Origin of the sequence: Caulobacter vibrioides (assembly GCF_002858865.1) — a bacterium.
In the GTDB taxonomy this organism is placed as follows: domain Bacteria; phylum Pseudomonadota; class Alphaproteobacteria; order Caulobacterales; family Caulobacteraceae; genus Caulobacter; species Caulobacter vibrioides.
On record NZ_PJRR01000012.1, the window covers coordinates 236,510 to 257,440 of the forward strand.

At 69.1% G+C, this 20,931-nt stretch carries 22 protein-coding genes; 14 read left to right on the plus strand and 8 right to left on the minus strand.

Annotated elements, in window-relative coordinates; genetic code table 11:
- The first annotated feature begins 4 nt into the window (after positions 1-4).
- On the plus strand, positions 5-682 hold the full coding sequence (locus CVUC_RS07705; protein ID WP_096032162.1) for an LON peptidase substrate-binding domain-containing protein: 678 nt from the start codon (positions 5-7) through the stop codon (positions 680-682).
- Positions 683-691: 9 nt separating this feature from the next.
- Entirely contained in the window at positions 692-889 is a 198-nt protein-coding gene (locus CVUC_RS07710; RefSeq protein ID WP_096032161.1) for a Trm112 family protein, read from the plus strand.
- A gap of 115 nt (positions 890-1,004) precedes the next feature.
- Here the strand turns inward: CVUC_RS07710 and CVUC_RS07715 are convergent, their stop codons facing one another.
- The gene (locus CVUC_RS07715; RefSeq protein ID WP_096032160.1) at positions 1,005-2,270 is read right to left on the minus strand and encodes a UbiH/UbiF/VisC/COQ6 family ubiquinone biosynthesis hydroxylase; all 1,266 of its coding nucleotides are present in this window, start codon (positions 2,268-2,270) and stop codon (positions 1,005-1,007) included.
- Positions 2,271-2,317: 47 nt separating this feature from the next.
- On the minus strand, positions 2,318-3,016 hold the full coding sequence (locus tag CVUC_RS07720) for a MarC family protein (protein WP_010917995.1): 699 nt from the start codon (positions 3,014-3,016) through the stop codon (positions 2,318-2,320).
- A gap of 97 nt (positions 3,017-3,113) precedes the next feature.
- Between CVUC_RS07720 and pyrF the strand changes: the two genes are divergently transcribed.
- Positions 3,114-3,815: an orotidine-5'-phosphate decarboxylase gene (gene pyrF, locus CVUC_RS07725; RefSeq protein ID WP_096032159.1), complete on the plus strand. Its 702-nt coding sequence runs from the start codon at positions 3,114-3,116 to the stop codon at positions 3,813-3,815.
- A 127-nt stretch (positions 3,816-3,942) separates the two neighbouring features.
- On the opposite strand, the gene ggt is transcribed toward pyrF, so the two are convergent.
- Both ggt and CVUC_RS07735 read right to left on the minus strand, forming a co-directional pair.
- Complete coding sequence (gene ggt / locus CVUC_RS07730; protein WP_164468033.1) at positions 3,943-5,640, minus strand: gamma-glutamyltransferase; 1,698 nt, start codon at positions 5,638-5,640, stop codon at positions 3,943-3,945.
- An 87-nt stretch (positions 5,641-5,727) separates the two neighbouring features.
- Positions 5,728-5,952: a DUF1674 domain-containing protein gene (locus CVUC_RS07735; RefSeq protein ID WP_096032157.1), complete on the minus strand. Its 225-nt coding sequence runs from the start codon at positions 5,950-5,952 to the stop codon at positions 5,728-5,730.
- 116 nt (positions 5,953-6,068) lie between these two features.
- Here CVUC_RS07735 and CVUC_RS07740 point away from each other — a divergent pair, with 116 nt between their 5' ends.
- The 4 genes from CVUC_RS07740 to CVUC_RS07755 all read left to right on the plus strand — a co-directional run bounded on the left by CVUC_RS07740 (position 6,069) and on the right by CVUC_RS07755 (position 10,151).
- Positions 6,069-7,358 (plus strand): RsmB/NOP family class I SAM-dependent RNA methyltransferase, encoded by a 1,290-nt coding sequence (locus CVUC_RS07740; protein ID WP_096032156.1) that lies wholly within the window; start codon positions 6,069-6,071, stop codon positions 7,356-7,358.
- Positions 7,359-7,464: 106 nt separating this feature from the next.
- Positions 7,465-8,124 (plus strand): ribulose-phosphate 3-epimerase, encoded by a 660-nt coding sequence (rpe, locus tag CVUC_RS07745; protein ID WP_012639879.1) that lies wholly within the window; start codon positions 7,465-7,467, stop codon positions 8,122-8,124.
- A 9-nt stretch (positions 8,125-8,133) separates the two neighbouring features.
- The gene (locus CVUC_RS07750; RefSeq protein ID WP_096032155.1) at positions 8,134-9,864 is read left to right on the plus strand and encodes a heparinase II/III family protein; all 1,731 of its coding nucleotides are present in this window, start codon (positions 8,134-8,136) and stop codon (positions 9,862-9,864) included.
- A 5-nt stretch (positions 9,865-9,869) separates the two neighbouring features.
- Positions 9,870-10,151 carry a hypothetical protein gene (locus CVUC_RS07755; protein WP_096032154.1) on the plus strand — a complete coding sequence of 94 codons (282 nt, stop codon included), beginning with the start codon at positions 9,870-9,872 and terminating at the stop codon, positions 10,149-10,151.
- Positions 10,152-10,205: 54 nt separating this feature from the next.
- Here the strand turns inward: CVUC_RS07755 and CVUC_RS07760 are convergent, their stop codons facing one another.
- The 4 genes from CVUC_RS07760 to CVUC_RS07775 all read right to left on the minus strand — a co-directional run bounded on the left by CVUC_RS07760 (position 10,206) and on the right by CVUC_RS07775 (position 12,914).
- Positions 10,206-10,709, minus strand: coding sequence for a hypothetical protein (locus CVUC_RS07760; RefSeq protein ID WP_096032153.1), 504 nt, complete (start codon positions 10,707-10,709; stop codon positions 10,206-10,208).
- The gene (locus CVUC_RS19700; protein WP_125469908.1) at positions 10,702-10,998 is read right to left on the minus strand and encodes a hypothetical protein; all 297 of its coding nucleotides are present in this window, start codon (positions 10,996-10,998) and stop codon (positions 10,702-10,704) included. The genes CVUC_RS07760 and CVUC_RS19700 overlap by 8 nt, the downstream gene beginning before the upstream one ends.
- Positions 10,999-11,523: 525 nt before the next feature.
- The gene (locus CVUC_RS07770) at positions 11,524-11,982 is read right to left on the minus strand and encodes a hypothetical protein (RefSeq protein ID WP_096032151.1); all 459 of its coding nucleotides are present in this window, start codon (positions 11,980-11,982) and stop codon (positions 11,524-11,526) included.
- 53 nt (positions 11,983-12,035) lie between these two features.
- Positions 12,036-12,914, minus strand: coding sequence for an isoaspartyl peptidase/L-asparaginase family protein (locus CVUC_RS07775; protein WP_096032150.1), 879 nt, complete (start codon positions 12,912-12,914; stop codon positions 12,036-12,038).
- 89 nt (positions 12,915-13,003) lie between these two features.
- Between CVUC_RS07775 and CVUC_RS07780 the strand changes: the two genes are divergently transcribed.
- From CVUC_RS07780 to CVUC_RS07810, 7 genes are all read left to right on the plus strand, one after another.
- On the plus strand, positions 13,004-14,002 hold the full coding sequence (locus CVUC_RS07780; RefSeq protein WP_096032149.1) for an NADPH:quinone oxidoreductase family protein: 999 nt from the start codon (positions 13,004-13,006) through the stop codon (positions 14,000-14,002).
- Between the two features lie 103 nt (positions 14,003-14,105).
- On the plus strand, positions 14,106-15,026 hold the full coding sequence (locus CVUC_RS07785) for a WecB/TagA/CpsF family glycosyltransferase (RefSeq protein ID WP_012639877.1): 921 nt from the start codon (positions 14,106-14,108) through the stop codon (positions 15,024-15,026).
- 72 nt (positions 15,027-15,098) lie between these two features.
- Complete coding sequence (locus CVUC_RS07790; protein ID WP_012639876.1) at positions 15,099-15,308, plus strand: hypothetical protein; 210 nt, start codon at positions 15,099-15,101, stop codon at positions 15,306-15,308.
- Between the two features lie 98 nt (positions 15,309-15,406).
- Positions 15,407-16,297 carry an SDR family NAD(P)-dependent oxidoreductase gene (locus tag CVUC_RS07795; RefSeq protein ID WP_096032148.1) on the plus strand — a complete coding sequence of 297 codons (891 nt, stop codon included), beginning with the start codon at positions 15,407-15,409 and terminating at the stop codon, positions 16,295-16,297.
- Positions 16,294-17,187 (plus strand): DMT family transporter, encoded by an 894-nt coding sequence (locus CVUC_RS07800; RefSeq protein ID WP_096032147.1) that lies wholly within the window; start codon positions 16,294-16,296, stop codon positions 17,185-17,187. Before CVUC_RS07795 ends, CVUC_RS07800 begins: the two co-directional genes overlap by 4 nt.
- A 204-nt stretch (positions 17,188-17,391) precedes the next feature.
- Complete coding sequence (galE, locus tag CVUC_RS07805; RefSeq protein WP_096032146.1) at positions 17,392-18,375, plus strand: UDP-glucose 4-epimerase GalE; 984 nt, start codon at positions 17,392-17,394, stop codon at positions 18,373-18,375.
- A 64-nt stretch (positions 18,376-18,439) separates the two neighbouring features.
- Positions 18,440-20,869 carry a bifunctional diguanylate cyclase/phosphodiesterase gene (locus tag CVUC_RS07810; RefSeq protein WP_096032145.1) on the plus strand — a complete coding sequence of 810 codons (2,430 nt, stop codon included), beginning with the start codon at positions 18,440-18,442 and terminating at the stop codon, positions 20,867-20,869.
- Positions 20,870-20,931: the final 62 nt, after the last annotated feature.

Here is a 20,931-nt window from a genome sequence, read left to right on the forward strand (position 1 = left end):
TTGGATGCCGGTGGCCTACCGCAAGATCGACGATCTGCCCCTGGTGATCCCGGTGTTCCCGCTGGACGGCGCCCTGCTGCTGCCCGGCGGCCAGCTGCCGCTGAACATCTTCGAGCCCCGCTATCTGAACATGCTGGACGACGCCATGTCGGGCGAGCGGATGATCGGCATGATCCAGACGCGGCCCTCGCCGGGCGGCAAGGGCGATCCGCAGCGCCCGGCCCTGGCCCCGGTGGGCTGCGCGGGCCGGGTGACCAGCTTCGCCGAGACCAGCGACGGCCGCTATCTGATCACCCTGACCGGCGTCTGTCGCTTCCGGACCGGGGAGGAGTTGCCCGTGCGCACGCCCTATCGCCAGGTGCGGGCCGACTTCGCGCCCTATCAGGCCGATCTGCGCGAGGACGCGGCCGGCACGCGCACAGCCAGCGAGATCGATCGCCTGATGATCGCCCTTCGGCGCTATCTCGACCATCGAGGCTTGGCCATCGACTGGAGCGACGCCGAAGCCGCCCCCTCCGACGCCCTGATCAACAGCCTCGCCATGGCGCTGCCGTTCGATCCGATGGAGAAACAGGCCCTGCTCGAGGCCGAGACCATCTTCGAGCGCAAGGCCACCCTGACCGCCCTGCTCGAGATCGACGCGGCGGCCGGCGACGATGACGAACCGACATCGATCCAGTAGACAGAGTCCATGACCGAAGCTTCCGCCCCCCTCATCGACGTCGATCCGCGCCTCTTGGAAGTGCTGGTGTGCCCCGTGACCCGCGGCCCGCTGGACTACGACCGCGCCAAGGGCGAACTGATCAGCCGCGCGGCCAAGCTGGCCTATCCGATCCGCGACGGCGTACCGATCATGCTGCCCGAAGAGGCGCGGGAACTGGAGGCTTAGATCCTCCCCCCGATGGGGGAGGGGGTCGCGCAGCGACCGGAGGGGGAAGGTCTACGGGACCTGCCTCTCCCCTCTCCGTCGGCTTCGCCGACACCTCTCCCACAGGGAGAGGATTTTACAGCGCTTGCCCCCGCAACAGCCTGGGCAGATCACCCACCCCGCCGCCGGCCTCGTGCATGAAGAAGCGGCGCGCCGGGGCGATCTGGTTGACCACCGCCAGACCCGCGCCCCGCGCCAGCCGCAGCAGCGGGTTGTCGTTGGAGAAGATCCGCACGAAGGCGTCGAAGGCCAGCGCATTGGTCACGGTGTCGAACCGCCGCCAGCGGGCGTAACGCTCCAGCACGGCCTCGGCCCCGATGTCTTCGCCGTGGCGCACCGCCTCGACCAGCACTTCGGCCAGGGCGGCGGCGTCCTTGAGGCCCAGATTCAGGCCCTGACCCGCGATCGGGTGCACGCCGTGAGCGGCGTCACCAATCAAGGCCAGACGCGGGGCGACCATGCGCTCGGCCAGGGACAGCGACAGCGGATAGACGAAGATCGGCCCCTCGATCGACACCGCGCCCAGGAAGTCGCCGAACCGGCGCATCAGGTGGGCGTGGAAGGCCTCGGGGCCCGCCTGGCGCAAGGCCTCGCCGCGCGCGGTGCTCTCGGTCCACACGAGGCTCGCGCGATTGTCGGTCAGCGGCAGGATGGCGAACGGGCCGCTGGGCAGGAAGTATTCGTGGGCCACGCCCTCGTGCGGGCGCTCCAGCCTGACGGTGCAGACCACGCCGCTCTGGCCATAGCTCCAGCCGATGTCGCCGATACCGGCTGCGCGGCGTAGCACCGAGCCCCGCCCCTCGGCGCTGACGGCCAGGGGCGCGGTCAGCACTCGGCCGTCCGACAGGGTCAGCTTTGCCGCGCCGGGCTCGACCGACAGGGCCTTGGCGGCCATCGGCGCGATCACCGGGATGTTCTTGTCGATGACGGCCTTGGAGAGCGCGGCGCGGATCTGGCGGTTCTCGACCAGATAGCCCAGCGGCTCGCCCTCGATGCGCCCGGAGATCTCACTGGAGTCGAAGCGCAGGAAGGCCGGCAGCGGCTTGCGGGCCGCCGCGCCGGGCGTGCGGCCGTCGGTGACCAGGATCTGCTCGATGCGCTGGGCGTGCGGCTCCAGCGCCTGGCCCGCGCCGATCGCCCGCCACTGACGGAACGAGGAATAGGCGATCGCCGAGCTGCGACCATCGAAGGTCGGGGCCAGCTGGGCCTCGAAGGGCGCAGGATCGACCAGCAGCGGCCTCAGGCCGCCCGAGGCCAGAGCCAGGGCCAGGGTGGAGCCGGCCATGCCGGCGCCGGCGATGATCACATCAGCGTCGTGCGAAGGGGCGTTGGGGGCGCGCATGGCGGCGATATGGGCCTCGCCGCCGGTCGCTGTCCAGAGCCGGGTCCCTACTTATGGCTCTCGGCGTAGGGCGCCTTGGCGTCGTTCTTGATCAGGCCGCGCGTGGCGTCGGCCACACCGACCAGGACGAACTGCACCGCCAGGGCGCAGAGGATCAGGCCCAGCACGCGGACCACGATGCTCATGCCGATGCGGCCCAGCACCTTGCTGACCAGCGGCGAGGCCCAGAAGGTCAGCACCGTCACCAGCGACACGGCCGCGATCACCGCGACCCCGATGCCCATGCCCGCCGCGCCGAAGTCCTTGGCCTCGGCGGCGTAGATGATCACGGTCGAGATCGAGCCCGGCCCGATCAGCAACGGCATGGCGAACGGCACGATCAGCCGCTCGAACCGCTGCTTGGCGTAGGCGCGGGGCGACTGATCCTCAATGCCCTCGGCGGCGTCGGCGAACATGGTGGTGAAGTCGTCGCGCACCATGTCCAGGCCCAGGATGAACAGGATGATGCCGCCGGCGATCCGGAAGGCCGGCATCGAGATGCCGAAGAACTCCAGCAGGCCCACGCCCGTGAAGTAGAAAAAGATCAGGAAGGCGGCCATGAACAGGCCGATATAGACAGCCACCATCCGACGTCCGGCGGCGGCCGCGCCCAGGGTGGCGGCGGCGAACAGCGGCACGTTGCCGATCGGGTCGATCAGGGCGAACAGGGCGACGAAGAAGTTGACGGCAAGATTGGCCTCGGTCATTCGACGTCCCCACCTTTCTGATGCGCCTGAGCTTGCCCTTTCCTAGGGCCGACCGTCGCGCGCGCCAACCCTTGCGACCAAAACATCGGGGACTCCCATGACCGCCGACCCGCGCCTGATCGTGCCGCTGGACCTGCCCACCGTCGACGACGCCCGCGCCATGGTCGAGCGCCTGGGCGACGCGGTCAGCTTCTACAAGATCGGCCTGGAGCTGCTGGCCAGCGACGGCATGGGCCTGGCTCACGACCTGAAGGCCTCGGGCAAGTCGATCTTTCTCGACTGGAAGCTGCACGACATCGGCGCCACGGTCGAGCGCTCGGCCCGGGTGCTGGCGACCAGCGGCTGCGACCTCCTGACCGTCCACGCCGAGCCGCAGGTGATGCAGGCGGCGGTCAAGGCGCGCGGCGACTCGTCCCTGAAGATCCTGGCCGTGACCGTGCTGACTAGCCTGACCGACGCTGACCTCGTGGAGATGGGCTACGCCTTCACCGCCCGCGATCTGGTCGAGCGCCGCGTGCGCCAGGCCCTGGCCTGCGGCGTCGACGGCATCGTCTCCTCGCCCCACGAAGCGGCCCTGGCCCGCGAGATCGCCAACGCGGCGGGCAAGCCCGAGTTCCTGATCGTCACCCCCGGCGTGCGCCCCGAATGGTCGGCCAAGAACGACCAGGCCCGCGCCGCCACGCCCGCCGACGCCCTGCGCGCCGGCGCCACCCACCTGGTCTGCGGCCGCCCGATCACCGCGGCCAACGACCCGCGCGAGGCGGCGCTGAAGGTGGTGGCGGAGATGGCGGGGATTTAGTCCACGCTCGCCCCCTCCGCGCTTCGCGCTCCTCCCCCGGAGGGGGAGGAAGGATCGCTGCATCACCTTCCGCCCCCTTTGGGGCGGACGACCTGCGTGAGCAGGTCAGGTGGGGGCAAGTGACAAGCTACTTCACCACCAGCCCCACCCCGCGCGCACGGGGGTCGGGCTCGGGAACCGGCGCGCGATCCAGCACCTGGATCGCCTCGACATCGCCGCTGAAGCTCTCGGTCCAGCTATAGCCCCGGGCCTCCAGCGCCGCCTTCAGGTCAGCCGAGGGCGGGCCCGAGCGTTCGTAGAAGATCACGTTCTCCGGCAACAGCTGATGGTGAAAGCGCGGCGCGGCCTGGGCGGCCTTCAGGCTCAGACCATGGTCATAGACATTGGCCAGCACCTGGAAGACCCAGGCGAAGATCCGCGAGCCGCCGGGCGTGCCGATCACCATGGCCACCCGGCCGTCCTTGGTCATGATCGTGGGGGTCATCGAGGACAGGGGGCGCTTGCCGGGCGCGATGGCGTTGGCCGCCCCGCCGACCACGCCGAACATGTTGGGCGCGCCGGGCTTGGCCGAGAAGTCGTCCATCTCGTTGTTGAGGATGAAGCCCGCGCCCTCGACCACCACGCCCGAGCCGAACGAGCCGTTCAGGGTGTAGGTGTTGGAGACGGCGTTTCCCCATTGGTCGACGATCGAATAGTGGGTGGTCTCGTGCTTCTCCAGGCCCGGCTGGACGGCCTTGGTCGCCGAAGGCTTGGCGGGATCGACCTCCTTGGCGCGCCGCGCCACATAGACCGGGTCGATCAGGTTGGAGACCGGGACCTTCACGAAATCCGGATCGCCCAGATACTCGGCGCGGTCGGCGTAGACGCGCTTTTCGATCTCGGCCAGCAGGTGGACATACTGCGGATCGTTCAGGGCCAAGCCCTGGAACATCGGCGCCAGGTTCTGCTTCATCAGGAGCAGCTGCATCAGGGCGATCCCGCCCGAGCTGGGCGGCGGGGCGGTGATCACGTCATAGCCGCGCCACTGGGCGACCAGCGGCGTCCGCCAGGCCGCCTTGTAGGTCGAAAGGTCGGCCTTGGTGATCAGCCCCTTCACCGGGCCCCGCGCCATCTGGGCGACGATCAGGTCGGCGGTCTTGCCCTCATAGAACGCCCGGTCGCCGACCAGGGCGATCCGCTCCAGGGTGGCGGCCAGCTCAGGCTGCTTGAACAGCGTCCCGGCCTTGTGCGCCGCGAAGTAGGTGCGGAAGTTGGTCTTGGCGAACTCAGGCGGCGGCCCGTCGGCCAGCACCCCCGCCAGATGCGCATCGACGACGAAGCCGTCCCGCGCATAGCGGATGGCCGGGGCCAGAACCTGCCCCCAAGGCAGCTTGCCAAAGCGCTGATGGGCCATGGCGAGACCGCGCACCGTGCCCGGCACGCCCGCCGCCAGACCGCCGTACAGCGACAGACCCTCGACCGGCTCGCCGTCGGGACCCAGATACATGTCGGCCCTGGCCGCCGCCGGGGCGGTCTCGCGGTAGTCGAGGAAGTAGGGCTTGCCGTCCATGTAGACGGTCATGAACCCGCCCCCGCCCAGATTGCCGGCTTCGGGATAGGTGACGGCCAGGGCGAAGCCGGTGGCCACCGCCGCATCGACCGCATTGCCGCCGGCCTTGAGAACCTCCTGCGCCGCGAGGGCGCCGTATTGGTCGGGCGAGGCCACGGCTCCCGCCTCCAGCGCCCGGACCGCTGCGGCGGCGGACCTCGGCTTGGCCTCGACGCTCGGCGCGACAAGCAGAAGCGCCGCCGAAAGGGCGGCGGCGAGGGGAGCGAACAGGCGCAAGGCGGCCTCCAGGAGATCGTTCCGCCACGCTAGCCGATTGGGCGGAGCGGGCAACGGCCGAAGCGTCAGAGGCCGGGGAACCGTCCTCTAGAAATCGACGGCGACGCCCTTCTTCTCCCAGTCGCCGAAGCGGGTGGGTTCGGGGCCGTCGCGGCCGCCCTCTTCCGGCGGCAGGGACAGAGCCGCCTCGGCGGCGCGGCGGGCGGCGGCTTCCTCCAGCGCGCGGCGCGCGGCGGGGGTCAGGGTCTTGCCGGGCGCGGCGCCGGGAACCTCGGGCGCGGCGTCCGTTTCGGGGGTCGGGGTGTCGGTCATGGCGGCTCCTTGCCTCGTCGATATAGAGCGATCCTGGCCGCCGACAATCATCCCCGTCCACGCCGCCGGGCGACAATAGACTTGCGTCGGCGCGCGTCCCGAGGCACGGCGGGGCGGTGACTCAAGAACTGAACGACGGCCTCCCCGCCCGGGAAGCCGCCCTGACCCTGATCGACGCGGCCCTGTCGCGTCGCGGCGGCCTCGACGAAGCCGCCTCGGCCAACGGTTTCCGCTTCCTGGAACCGCGCGAGCGCGCGTTCGCCCGGGCCCTGGCCATGGCCGTGCTGCGCCATCTTGGCCCGATCGACCGCGCCCTGACGGCGCGCCTGCAGAAGGCCCCGCCGGATCGGGTGATGCACCTGCTGCGCCTGGGCGCGGCGCAGGCCTTCTATCTGGAGGTGCCCGCCTTCGCGGCCGTGGCCACCTCGGTGGAGCTGGCCGGCGCCAACAAGACCAGCCGCCCGTTCAAGGGCCTGGTCAACGCCGTGCTGCGCGGCCTGCTGCGCGATGCGCCGCCTGCCGATGACCCCAGCCTGCTGGCCCCGCCGTGGCTGTACGCCCGCTGGGTCGCCGCGTTCGGCGAGGCCACCGCCCGCCAGATCGCCGGCCAGATCGCCATCGAGCCCGCCACCGATCTGTCGGCCAAGCCCGGCGTCGATCTGGCCCCGCTCGTCGAGGCCTTGGAGGCCGAGGTCCTGCCCGGCGGGACCCTGCGTCTGCGCCGCAAGGGCGACGTGGCCGCCTGGCCGGGCTTCGAGGACGGAACCTGGTGGGTGCAGGACGCCGCCGCCGCCGTGCCCGCCCGCCTGCTGGACATCCAGCCGGGCGCGAGCGTGCTCGATCTCTGCGCCGCCCCGGGCGGCAAGACCCTGCAGCTGGCCGCCGCAGGCGCGCAGGTCGTGGCGCTCGACCGCTCGGCCGCGCGCCTCAAGCGTCTGTCGGAGAACCTGACCCGCACCGGCCTCTCGGCTGAAATCGTCGCCGCCGACGCCGCCGTCTGGGACGATACCCGGACCTTCGACGCCATCCTGCTGGACGCCCCCTGCAGCGCCACAGGCACCTTCCGCCGCCATCCCGACGTGCTGTGGGCCGCGCGCCCCGGCGATGTGGCCAGCCTCGCCAATGTCCAGGCCCGCATCCTCGACGCCGCCGCCGATCGCCTGAAGCCCGGCGCGCGCCTCGTCTACTGCGTCTGTTCGCTGGAGCCCGAGGAGGGCGAGGCCCAGGTCGAGGCCTTCCTGGCCCGTCGCCAGGACGTCGCGCTGGAGCCGATCACCGCCGCCGAGGCGCCGTCGGCCGGCTTCCCGGAGGCCAGCCTCACCCCGCGCGGGACCCTGCGCCTTTTGCCGCACCACCGCGACGACGGCCAGGACGGCTTCTTCGCCGCACGGTTTCGTAAGCTCTGAATGTCTTCCCGGCGAAGGTCGGGATCGCGGCAAGCTTGAGCATTTCCTGTGGTCCCGGGTCTTCGCCCGGGATGACAGAAGGGGTTTGGCCCGCTATCCCAGGGCCATGACCGCGCCGATCATCGCCCCCTCCATCCTCGCCTCCGACTTCGCCAAGCTCGGAGAGGAAGTCGCCGCCATCGAGGCGGCCGGCGCCGACTGGGTGCACGTGGATGTGATGGACGGCCACTTCGTGCCCAACATCACCCTGGGTCCCGACATCGTCAAAGCCATCCGGCCGCACGCCAAGATCCCGTTCGACGTGCACCTGATGATCAGCCCGGCCGATCCGTACCTGGAAGCCTTCCGCGCCGCCGGGGCCGATCTGATCAGCATCCACCCCGAGGCCGGTCCGCACCTGCATCGCTCGCTCAAGCGCATCCGCGAGCTGGGCGCCAAGGCGGGCGTGGTGTTCAACCCCTCGACCGGGATCGACCACGTCGAGTGGATCCTCGAGGACGTCGACCTGCTGCTGGTCATGTCGGTGAACCCGGGCTTCGGCGGCCAGAGCTTCATTCCGGGCCAGCTACGCAAGGTCGAGGCCCTGCGCAAGATGGTCGACAAGGCCGGCCTTGATATCATCATCGAGGTCGACGGCGGGGTCACCCCGGTCACGGCCCCGCAGTGCGTGGCCGCCGGGGCCACCGCCCTCGTCGCCGGCTCGGCGGTCTTCAAGGGCGGTCCGGCCGCCTATGCCGACAACATCCGCGCGCTGAAGGGCGGCTGACGGATCGCGATGGCCGGTAAGCCCCCCGTCCTCGGCTTGGCCTTCCCCGCGCGTCTGCGGGGCGGCGTGCTGTGGAAGGCCATCCGCGCCGAGGCCGCCGGCCATGTCGAGCGCGAGTGGTTCGGGTCGGGCCCCCATCGCCTGAAGATCGCCCTGCCCCGGCCCGAGGGCCTGTCCGCCCGTCCCCATGACCCGCGCCCGGTCGACCCGGCCCACGGCCAGAAGATCCTGTCGGGCGCCCTGACCCTGGACGGCGGCGCCCTGCGCCTGGGCGTTGACGGCGATCCGTTCGACACCGCAAGCCCCTCGCGCCGCTTCGCCGTCAGCCTGCACCGCTTCGACTGGCTGCCGGACCTGGTCGCCGTCGGTCCGGACGGTGCCCGCCGCGCTTTGCGCCTGATCGACGACTGGCGACGGGTGTTCGGCAAGTGGAACGCCTTTTCCTGGGGGCCAGAATGCCTGGAGCGGCGGGTGCATCACCTGGCCTGCGCCGCCAAGACCCTGGCCGCCGAGGCCAGCGACGCCGAGGTCGCCGATCTCGTCTTCGATCTGGCCCGCCAGGGCCGTCACCTGCTGGAGATCACGCGCGCGCCCGAACGGACCCTGGAACGGGCCGTCGCTGCGGGCCTGGCCGGCTGCGTTCTGGCCGGCAAGCCGGGCGAGCCGCTGATCGACGCCGCCCTGAAGGCCCTGGTCCCGCAGTTGGACGCCATGGTGCTGGGCGACGGCGGCCACGCCACCCGCAGCCCCGAGGCCGGGGTCGAGCTCCTGTTCGACCTTCTGACCCTCGATGACGCCCTGGGCCAGCGCGGCCGCCCCAGCCCAGAAGCCCTGTCGCGGGCCATCGACCGCCTGTCCAGCGCCACGCGGTTCTTCACCCTGGGCGATGGCCACCTGGCGGCCTTCCACGGCGGCGAGACGGTGGGCCCGGCGCGGATCGCCGCAGCCCTCGCCCACGACGACGCCGGCCCCCGCAGCCTGAACGCCGCCCCCCACAGCGGCTATCACAAGATGATCGGCGGCAGCATCGAGGTCATCGCCGACTGCGGCCCGCCCCCGGTCGGCCCCTTGAGCGTCAACGCCTGCGCCCAACCGGCCGCCTTCGAGATCGTCTGCGCCAAGGACCGGCTGATCACCAGCTGCGGCTGGAGCCCCGAGGCCGCCGGCGCCCACGCCTTTCGCCTGTCGGACGCCGCCTCCACCGTATCGGTCGGCGACGGCTCGGCCGGTCGGCCCCTGTCCGGCTTCCGGGCCAAGGCGCTGGGGCCCTGGCTGGTCGACGGCGCGGCCAAGGTCGAGGCCAAGCGCCACGACGATGTCGGCGGCGTCTGGCTGGACATCGTCCACGACGGCTGGCGACATCTGGGCCTGACCCACGCCCGTCGCCTGTTCCTCGATGCGGTGCAAGACGAGTTGCGCGGCGAGGACAGCCTCTCGCCCCTGGCCCTCGACCCGAAGGCTGCGGAAGGCCCGCGCCGCTACCTGCCCTTCGCCGTGCGCTTCCACCTGCACCCCGACGCCCGCGCCTCGATCGCCCGCGACGGCAAGAGCGTGCTGATCCGCGGGCCCAGCAATATCGGCTGGTGGCTGCGCAATGACGCCGTCGACGTCGAGATCGCCCCCAGCGCCCACTTCGACCACGGCCTGGCCCGCAAGGCCGGCCAGATCGTGCTGAAAAGCCAGGTCCGCCCCGAGGTCGGGGCCAAGATCCGCTGGAAACTGACCAAGGCCGAGGGCTAGCCGCCGTGGGCTTCTCCCGCCGCCCGCCGATCGATCCCGGCCGCGCGCATGCGCCGCCGGAATACACGGCCGAGGAGATCGATGAGGTCCTGACCGCCCTGCGCGCCGAGGCGCCGGAGGCCCTGGCTTTGGTCGAGCGGGAAGCCCGGGCGCCGGGGAGCGTGCCGATGAGCGACCACGACGACGCCTATGACCGCCTGCTGACCGTGCTGTTCGAGCGTGGGTTCGTGCAGACGCACATCGAGATGGCGATGGTGTTTCGGGGGGTTCGGGAGCGGGCGGGATAGAAAGCTGCTAACGCGCCTCGTCGGAAATCAAATGGACCCGCACGGCAGTCCCGCCTATCGAGCGTTCGCCATCAGAAAGGCAAGGAAGTTTTTCCGCTCCTCGGTGGAGGCCGCCTTGAGTTGCGCTGCGCCAAGTTCTGCCTGATCGATCAAGTCCTGGGCCTCGCCTCGGGTGATCTTCCCAGACGTCGAGTAGTCTGCCCAGTGGCGCCTTTCCTGCAACGCGGTGAAGGCGCTAGCGAAATCCCGAATTTCAGGCGAGACGAACTGAGCGCCCATGGCCTTCTGCGCCTTCGCATCCAACGTGGATTTGTCGACGGCTTCACAACCTTTGCGCATCTTCTGATGATCGAACGAGCGGTAGATCGTCTCGTAACGCGGTGTCTGACGATGCTTCACTCCCACAAGCACATCGCTCGCAGTCTTCAGGGCAACGTGGAATAGCCCATAGTAGGCAGTTGAAACGGCGCGGCGCAGGCGCGCCTGGTTCGGGGCACCCTTGTTCTCACTCCCCAGCAACAGACGCGCGGTGGAGAACAGACCCTGAGGGTCAATCATTTCGCTTCGCCCACTCCTCGGGCGCGAAGATTTGAACGACAGGCAATCGCTCATCGCCGTGCTTGAGCAGCAGGTCTCGCACAGCTTGAGAGAAACGCAGACGCTTTCTTGTCCAGTCGGTGCGGTCTTGGCCGCGCTTGACGGCGACCTGAATGATCACCGCCCCGCTCTCCCCGGAATTAGGATCCTCATAAACGTAGACGCGCGCGGGTGTGACGTCGCGATCGAACTGCTTAGCACGTTCGGCGACCTCACGGCCAAAATGGACGATGTCTAGGGCTGCGACCATGCACCGAATCTGGCCATTCGTGACGTCGCTGTCAAATCGTCAAACTCAGCGAGCGCGCCTGCAACCTGACCCGATCCATGCGATCATCTTGCCGTGAAATGTAGGGTCCACTGGCGTCTCACGTATCGGCTGAACCAGGGGTTCCCGCTACAAGGGTGGGAATGACGGAGAAAGGGGGCGTTTTGTAGGTATGGCGCCGCAAACGTACCCCACCCCATGCTCTGCCAGGCTGAACACCTGCGCGGTCTCCGGATCGGCCGGCTTGCCCAGCACGCAGTCGGCTAGGCGAGCCCTCTCCCAAAGGGAGAGGGTCGGGGAGAGGGAGTAAGCCGTGCGCCGGAGCGCCGGCAGGGCGGCGGCTTTGAAACCCCTCTCCCGACCGCTTCGCGGCCACCCTCTCCCTCTGGGAGAGGGAACCGACTTTACGGGGATTGGCGGGCGTGAACGCTCGGAATTGGCGAAGCGGAATCCAATGCAATCAACGCCTTGTCACTTTTACGCGCCGACTTGTCCCCGGCGTTGAGATCACCCGCACAATGGTCCCACCTCGTCGCGAGGAAAGGGCGCATGGCCAGCGACCATCGTGGCGGCGGGGGGCGGTCGAGCGGGGATAGGTTCGAGGGGGGTACTCGAACGGTCCGGGGCTGAGCTTGCTGGGCTCACCCGCCCGCCGTCGGCGTGGTCGGGGGAAAGGGTTCGTCCCTCTTCGATCGCCGGGCGCTTCCGGAAACGGATACGCCCGGGTCCCGGTAAGGCCCGAACAGGGCCACCTTCCCGGGAGGCTGGCGGATAACGGCTGCGCGGAGCGTCGGGCTTCGTCGAAACGGTGTTTATCAAATTCTTCCGGACGGATGTCCGGCGCTCCGCGTCCCTTTCCATGACTTCAGCGGCTGGCCGCGTGAAGCAGCGGTGGCGTGTCCGAAATCCTCCCCCCAGCGGGAGAGGTGTCGGCGCAGCCGACGGAGGGGGAAGAGGCCGGCTCAACCGAACTTCCCCCTCCGGCGCTTCGCGCCGCCTCCCCCGCTGGGGGAGGATTTCTAGAACGCCGCGCTGACGATGGTTCCGCCCGGCAGCAGGGCGGCGCGTTTCAGACCGCTGGAGACGAAGGGCATGGCGATGTTGCCGTCACGATCGACCGCGATCAGTCCGCCGTGACCGCCCAGCGCCGCGACGCTGTCGATCGCAGCCTGGGCCGCCGCGTCCAGGGCCTCGCCGCCGAAGCGGACGCGGTGGGCGATCTGGGCGGCGACGGCGGCGCGGATGAAATACTCGCCCTGGCCGGTGCAGGAGACGGCGGCGTGGCCGTCGGCCCAGGCCCCGGCCCCGATGATGGGGCTGTCGCCCACCCGGCCGGGCCGCTTGCCGAACACTCCGGCGGTGGAGGTGGCGGCGGCGAGGCGCCCTTCGCCGTCGCGGACCACGCAGCCGACGGTGCCGGTGGGCAGGGCGTCGGGCGGATGATTGTCCTCGAAGGCGCCGGCGCGAGTGAACCAGGCGTCGGGATCCTCGACGGGCTCCAGGCCCTGCTCGCGGGCGAAGGCGATGGCCCCCTGGCCGGCCAGCATCACGTGCGGAGTGTGCTCCATCACCGCCCGGGCGGCCAGGATCGGGCTCTTGAAGCCCTGCAGGGCGGCGACCGACCCGGCGCGCAGGGTGGGGCCGTCCATCAGGCTGGCGTCGAGCTCATATTCGCCGTCGGCGTTGGGCGAGGCGCCCTTGCCGGCGATGTAGAGACCGCTGGCCTCGAGGCCGACCACGGTCTCGACCGCCACGTCGAGCGCGCCGGCGCCGGCGGCCAGACGATCGCGGGCGGCTTCGACGAGGCCGCGCATATGGGCGATCTCGACGCCGTAGTCGTGGCCGCGCTTGGCTCCGGCGCCGCCATGCAGGGCGAGACTAAAACGTTTGTTTGACATTCTGCTTCCTTGGCTCGGCGTCCCGCGCTAGCGTCCGGGCTCTTAGCCAAGAATATCCTTTTAGCGAAAAGATTTGGGGAGAGGCGATCATGAAGGCGGTGCTCAGCAAGGAAGTCGGCGGTCCCGAGACCCTGGTGCTGGAGGAGCTGCCCGATCCCGTCGCCGGCGCAGGCCAGGTGCTGATCGACGTCAAGGCCTGCGGCGTGAACTATCCCGATGTCCTGATCATCGAGGACAAGTACCAGTTCAAGCCGACGCGCCCGTTCGCGCCGGGCGGCGAGGTGTCGGGGGTGATCTCGGCGGTCGGCGAGGGCGTGACCCGCTTCAAGGTCGGCGACCGCGTGCTAGCCTCGACCGGCTGGGGCGGCTACGCCGAGAAGCTGGCCCTGGAAGAGGGCCGCTGCACCCATATCCCCGACAACATGCCCTTCGACGAGGCGGCCGCCTTCGTCCTGACCTACGGCACCTCGTACTACGCGCTGAAGGAGCGCGGCGTGCTGAAGGCCGGCGAGACCCTGCTGGTGCTGGGCGCGGCCGGGGGCGTGGGCCTGGCGGCCGTGGAGCTGGGCAAGGCCATGGGCGCCAAGGTGATCGCTGCGGCCTCCAGCCAGGAGAAGATCGATCTGGCCATCAAGCACGGCGCCGACAGCGGCGTCGTCTATCCGCGCGGCCCGTTCGACAAGGACGGCCAGAAGGAACTGGCCAACCTGATCAAGGGCGCCTGCGGCCGGGACGGCTGGGACGTGGCCTATGACGCGGTCGGCGGCGACTATTCGGAGGCCACGATCCGCGCGGCGGGCTGGAACGGCCGCTTCCTGGTGATCGGCTTCCCGTCGGGCATCCCGAAGATCCCGCTGAACCTGACCCTCCTGAAGTCATGCGACATCGTCGGGGTGTTCTGGGGCGCGGCGGTGGCGCGCGACCCCAAGGGCCACGCCCAGAACCTCAAGGAACTGATGGACCTCTACGCCGCCGGCAAGATCCGTCCGTACGTCTCCGAGCGCTTCCCGCTGGCCCGCGCCGGCGAGGCGATCGCTCACCTCTCCAGCCGCAAGGCGATGGGTAAGGTGGTCATCACCGTCGACTGAAGGGGGCGTCGAAGACGTGGTTAAATCCCGCTAAGTATCCTTTTTAGCGAAGGAAACAGGTTCTCTCCGCAGAATGTCTCCAAGACTAGGAGACTCTGCGGAGATGTTCGTTCCTCAAGAGCAGAGCGGCCTCAACGAGGCCGCCCCGGCCGCGCCGCGCCGCCCTTACCGGCTGTCGCGGCGTCCGGAGGAGCGCGTGCACGTTCTGGGCGGGACCATGGACCTGGTGCGCCCCGAGGAGGTCTTCCACTTCGTCACCGGCAAGCTGGAGGCGCGGCAAAACGCCATCGTCGCCAACCACAACCTCCACAGCCTATACCTGATCGGCAAGGACCACCAGATCGGCCAGTTCTACAAGGCCGCCGACCTGATCGAGGTCGACTCGGTGCCGCTGATCTTCTGGGCGCGCCTGGTGGGCCGCGCCAGCCGGCGTTTCCACCGCTGCACCTATCTGGACTGGCGCGACGCCTTCTGGGCCCTGGCCAGCGAGAAGAACTGGAAGGTCTTCTTCGTCGGCGGCGCGCCGGGCGTGGGCGAAAAGGCGGTCGAGCGAATCCGCCAGGACTGGCCGAACGCCCGCATCGAGACCCATCACGGCTATTTCGATGCGACGCAGGGCTCGGCCGAAAACACGGCGGTCGTGGCCAAGATCCGCGACTACGCCCCGGACATCGTGCTGGTCGGCATGGGCATGCCGCGCCAGGAGATCTGGACGCTGGAGAACCATCAGGCCTATGGCCCGGCGGCGACCTTCACCGTCGGCGGGGCTTTCGACTACGAGGCGGGCGTCCAGAAGGCCGCGCCGCGCTGGATGGGTCCGCTGGGCATGGAGTGGCTGTTCCGCCTGATGTCGGATCCGCAGCGCCTGTTCTTCCGCTACTGCATCGAGCCCTGGTCGCTGATCGGCCCGGCCTGCGGCGACGTCGTGCGGGCGCTGTCCAGACGCTCGACGACGGGCGAGTCCCGCGCGGCGGAAAACGCCCGCTGGGAGCAGATCCGCGCCCGCAACGAGGCGGCGCGCTAACATGACGACTCCAGTGGGCGCCGTTCGCGGCGGGAACGTCATGCTGTTGAACTTCAGGGGGCTTGAAGTCTGATGGGCCTGGATATCCGTGTCATGACCCTGGAGGCCAAGGAGCGCTCCAGCTTCGCCCATCGGGCCGTGGCCGCTCTGGGCCTGGTCAGCCTGGGCCTGGCCTGGGCGGTGCTGCTGGTCCCGTGCATGCTCTGGCTCGCCGTCACCCACCTGGGACGCCGCATGGAGCCCCTCGCTCGCCGTCCCGCGCCTGAAGGCCTCAAAAGCTGAGCCCCCGCCGCAAAGCCCCCTAGCCAATCCCGACTCGCTCCGCGAATATGATCATTGATCACTGACCCGCACGAGGTCGGGGCGCGGAGGAAGAAACGATGGTCGGACGTCTGAACGGCAAGGTCGCCGTCATCACCGGGGGCTGCTCGGGCATCGGGCTGGGAACGGTCGAACTGTTCGTCGCCGAGGGCGCCTGCGTGGTCGCCGCCGACCTGCAGGACGAGAAGGGGCGCATGCTGGAGCAGCGCTTTCCAGATCAGGTCCGCTTTGCGCGGTGCGACGTCACCTCTGATGACGATCTGGCCAAGACCATGGCCCTGGCGGAAAGCAGCTTCGGGGGCCTGGACATCCTCTTCAACAACGCCGGGCACGGGGGGACGCCGGCGGGCGTGCCCGAACTGACCGCCGAGGCCTGGGACAAGACCTTCGCCCTCCTGGTGCGCGGGCCGGCTATGGGCATGAAGCACGCCCTCCCACTGATGCAAAAACGCGGCGGCGGCTCGATCATCAACACCGCCTCGATCGCCGGGCTGCAGGCGGGCTTTGGGCCTCTGGCCTATTCCTCGGCCAAGGCGGCAGTGATCCACATGAGCCGCTGCGCGGCGGCCGAGCTTTCGCCGCAGAAGATCCGCGTCAACGCCATCTGCCCCGGCCTGATCGCCACCTCGATCTTCGGCGCCTCGATGGGCCTGCCGCGCGAGGTCGCCGACCAGATGGCCGCCCAGATCGCCTCCATCGGGCCGAAGATCCAGCCGATCCCGAAATCGGGGCTGCCGGAGGACATCGCGGCGGCGGCCCTGTATCTGGCTAGCGACGACTCGCGATTCGTGACGGGCACGCACATCGTCGTCGACGGAGGCATCACCGTGGGTCCGCGCAGCGCCTGGGACATCAACACGCCCTCGCCGATCCTGGCGGCCATGGGCATCACGCCGGAGCAAGCCGAACAGATGCGGGCCCAGTTGCTGGCGGCTGGCGGGACCGGGTGACGCTCAGCCCCAATCTGCGCGGCGCGCTGTGGATACTGGCCTCTGCGGTCGGCTTCACGGTGATGACCACCCTGATCAAGTTCCTGGGCGACGACTATCCGGCGGCCCTGCAGACCTTCTACCGGCAGCTGGCGGGCGTCCTCGTCCTGCTGCCGCTGATCGCACGCGACTGGCGCGGCGCGTTCCGCACGACTCGTCCCGGCATCGTGATCTTCCGGTCCAGCGCCGGGGTGCTGGCGCTGATCATGAGCTTCTACGCCTATCAGAAACTGCCGTTGGCGGACGCCAACGCCTTGTCGTTCACGCGGACGCTGTGGCTGGTGCCGCTGGCGGGCCTTGTGCTGCGCGAGCCGATCGGGCCGCGGCGGATCAGCGCGGCGCTGGTGGGCTTTGTCGGCGTGCTGATCATGCTGCAGCCCGGCGCGGGGGGCGTCGAGGCCTGGCTCGGCTGGCCCCAACTCTGCGCCCTGGGCGCCGCCTTCCTGTTCGCCCTGACCATCACCGGGATGAAGGTCATGACCCGCGACCACACCCCGTTCGTGCTGCTGGTCTATGCGGCGGTGCTGGGCCTGGTCTTTGCCATCCCGCCGGCGCTCTTCGTATGGCGCTGGCCGACCTGGCCGGACCTGGGACTACTGGCCGCCATGGGCGTGATCGGCACATTGACCCAAGGGGCCTATATCAAGGGGATGGAGGCCGGTGAGGCGGCCGTCATGGCGCCGGTCGACTACACGCGGCTCGTGTTCGCCGTGATCGTGGGCTTCCTGCTGTTCCAAGAAGTCCCGCGGACGGCGACGGTGGTCGGCGCGGTGATCGTGGTCGGCTCCACGCTGTTCATCTCCTGGCGAGAGCACCAACTTGCCAAGCAGGCTGCGGCCGAACCGACCTAGAGCTTGGACGCCGTCGCCGGCGCGTGGTGCGAAAGCGCGCGCGTCCTTTCGCCCGCCGATCAAGCCCGCCAGAGCCCTTTTTGGACCCATCAGGCCGCATAAAAGGGCTCTTTTTCAAAAGTTTAGAGCCCTCTTCGATCCGATAGCCGTTTCACACCCGTCGGAAAATGCTCTAGCCATGGCGCGCTGCTCTTAGGGACCTCGATGCAAACAGTTCTGGTGACTGGCGGCGCCGGCTATGTCGGCTCGCATTGCTGCCTGGCCTTGGCCGAGGCGGGTTTTCGCCCGGTCGTGTTCGATGATCTGTCGAACGGCCATCGCGAGCATGTCCAGTGGGGCCCTCTGGAAGTGGGCGACATCCGAGACGCCGCGCGCCTGGACGCGGTGTTCGCCGCCTATGCGCCGGTGGCGGTGCTGCACTTCGCCGCGCGCATCGAGGTGGGCGAGTCCGTCAAGAACCCCGGCGCCTTCTTCGACACCAATGTCGGCGGGACGATCACGCTGATCGAGGCGGCGCGGCGAGCCGGCGTGAAGGTGGTGGTGTTCTCCTCCACCTGCGCGACCTTCGGCGATCCGGTCGACCTGCCGATGAAAGAGACCCACCCGCAGGCGCCTCTCAACCCCTATGGCCGCAGCAAGCTGATGGTCGAGCAGGCCCTGGCCGACTACGATCGCTATGTCGGGCTCAAGAGCGCGGTAATGCGCTATTTCAACGCCGCCGGCGCCGACCCGCAGGGCCGTATCGGCGAGTGGCACGAGCCCGAGACCCACGCTGTACCGCTGGCGATCCAGGTGGCGCTCGGCCAGCGACCGCGCTTCACGATCTTCGGCGACGACTATGACACGCGCGACGGTACGGCCGTACGCGACTACGTCCATGTCCTCGACCTGGCGGATGCTCACGTCGCGGCCCTCAAGCGCCTGCTCGTGGGGGGGTCATCAGAGACCTACAATCTCGGGACAGGAACCGGGACGACGGTCCGCGAATTGGTCGACGGCGTGGGTAAGGTGGCCGGCGCGCCCCTTCCGGTTGAGATCGCATCGCGACGCCCCGGCGATGCGCCAGTGCTGGTCGGTGATCACGCCAAGGCGCGAGCCGAACTCGGATGGAAGCCTTCCCGAAGTCTGGACGAGATCCTCTCGACCGCCTGGCGGTGGCATCGCGGGCGCCTTGAACAGGAACCCTGAGCGCTCAGCGGAGCAAAACTCAGAAAGGGTTTATTCGTAACTCCTCCGGTAGCCTTAAAGGCGAGTGACCCTCGAGGAACGTTGCGTGTTCAAGTTGCTGACCTGTCTGACGACGCAGCATGACCTGCGGCTGGTGCTTGTCGCCAGCGCCGTCTGTCTGGCGGGTTGCTTTACGACCTTCCGTCTTTACTCGCGCATGCGCGGCGCTCGGGGCGTCGTCCGGGCCGCTTGGTTGCTGCTGACCGGCCTGGTCGCGGGATCCAGCGTCTGGGCCACCCACTTCATCGCCATGGTCGCGTTCACGCCCGGGCTCAAGACCGGCTACAGCCCGACAGGCACGCTCCTGTCGCTGATGATTGCGGCGCTGTTCATGGCCAGTGGCTTTGCGGTCGCGTCGGCGCAGCGCAGCACCACGAACGATTTCGCGGGCGGGGTTTTGATCGGGCTCGGCGTGGCCGCCATGCACTATATGGGCATGTCGGCCTTCGTGACCCAAGGCCAACTGGTGTGGGAGCACGCGACCGTCGGCATGTCGGCCGTCCTCGGGGTCGGTGGCGCGACTGCGGCCCTGCTGCTGGCGGGCACGGCGCGGACGATCCGTCGCCAGGCGGTGGGCGGCGGCATGCTGTGCCTGGGCATCGTCATGCTGCATTTCACCGGCATGTCGGCGATCACCATCGTCCCAGACGCCTCGCTGACGGTGCCCGACCAGCTTCTGTCCGGCGGCATGCTGACCCTGGCCGTCGGCTCGATCACGAGCATGATCATTCTGGGGGGGCTTGGAGCGGTCGCGATCGAGTCCCAAACTTCGCGGTCAGCGCTCGAGCGCATCCGTCGTCTCGCCAACGCGGCCTATGAAGGCCTGGTGGTGGTGCAGTCGGGGCGGATCAACGACGCCAACGCCGCATTCTGCGACCTGGTGGGCGCGCCGCTCGCCGAGCTGGTCGGACGCCCGCTCTTCGGCGAGATCCTGACCTTCGATGAGGCCGACCCCAGTCGTGAAGACGTCCGCCGCGAGGGGCGCCTGCGGCCCTTGGTCGGCGGACGCGAAATCCCGGTCGAGGTGTTTTCTCGCCTGATGGACGACGGGGCGCGCGTCGAAACCTCGGGCCTGACGGTCTTGGCCGTGCGGGACCTGCGCGAGCGTCGAGCGGCCGAAGAGAAAATCCGCTACCTCGCCGAACATGACGGCCTCACCGGCCTGCTCAACCGCAACTCGCTGCAGATGCGCCTGGCCGCCGCCATCGATCGGGTCGAGGCGTCCGGCGAGAGCCTGGCGGTCATCTGCATCGATCTGGACCACTTCAAGGAAGCCAACGACCAGCACGGACACCTGGCGGGCGACGCCCTGCTGGTCGAGACCGCGCGCCGTCTTCAATCGGCTGTGCAAGCTCCGTCCTTCGCCGCGCGCCTGGGCGGCGACGAGTTCATCGTCGTCCAGATCGCCGGCGGTGATCAGCCCGCCGTCGCCGCGGAGCTGGCGGGGCGTCTGATCGAGATGCTGGCCGCGCCGGTGCCGTTCGACGGTCAGGAACTGGCCATGGGGTCCAGCCTCGGCGTCAGCCTGTATCCTGACGATGGTCGGACTGCCGAGGCCCTGATGGCCAATGCGGACATGGCCCTCTATCGGGCCAAGGAGAGCGGCCGCGGCGTCTATCGCTTCTTCAAGCGCGAGATGGACGACACCATCCGTGAACGGCGCAACCTGGCGCGCGACCTTCGCCAAGGCATCGCCGACAATGAGCTGATCGTTCACTACCAGCCGCTCGCCCGGGCGGCGGATGGCGAGGTATGCGGCTTCGAGGCGCTGGTCCGGTGGAAGCACCCGACGCGAGGCATGATACCGCCGCTCGACTTCATTCCGGTGGCCGAGGAGAACGGGCTGATCGAGGCGCTGGGCGACTGGGTGCTACGTCGCGCCTGTGCGGACGCCGCCGCCTGGGAGAAGCCGCTGCGTATCGCGGTCAACCTTTCTCCGATCCAGCTGCATAATCCCGCCCTGCCCACTCTGGTGCACGAGGTTCTGATCACGACGGGCCTGTCGCCCTCGCGGCTGGAGCTGGAGATCACCGAAAGCGCGCTGTTCAAGGACTATCAGCGAGCGCTCGACAACCTCCGCCGGCTTAAAGCCCTCGGCGTACGGATCGCCATGGACGACTTCGGCACCGGCTTCTCGTCGCTATCGACGCTGCAGTCGTTCCCGTTCGACAAGATCAAGATCGACAAGAGCTTCGTCGAGAACATTCATCGGCATGACCGCGCCACCGCCATTGTCCGCGCGGTGCTGGGCCTGGGGCGCAGCCTGGAGATCCCGGTCGTCGCCGAAGGCGTCGAGACCGAGGAGCAGATCCTATTCCTGCGCGGGGAGGACTGCGCCGAACTGCAGGGCTATGCGATCGGCCGGCCCGCACCGGTCGACGCCCTGACGATGTGGACCACGGCCGGCGATCCGGGCGCGATCGCCCCAAAGAGCAAGACCAGACGTTCCGCCTAAGGTCGATTGCGCAGAGGCCTTGGCCACTCCCAACGGCTTGCGAAGATCAATAAGGCTCTGCG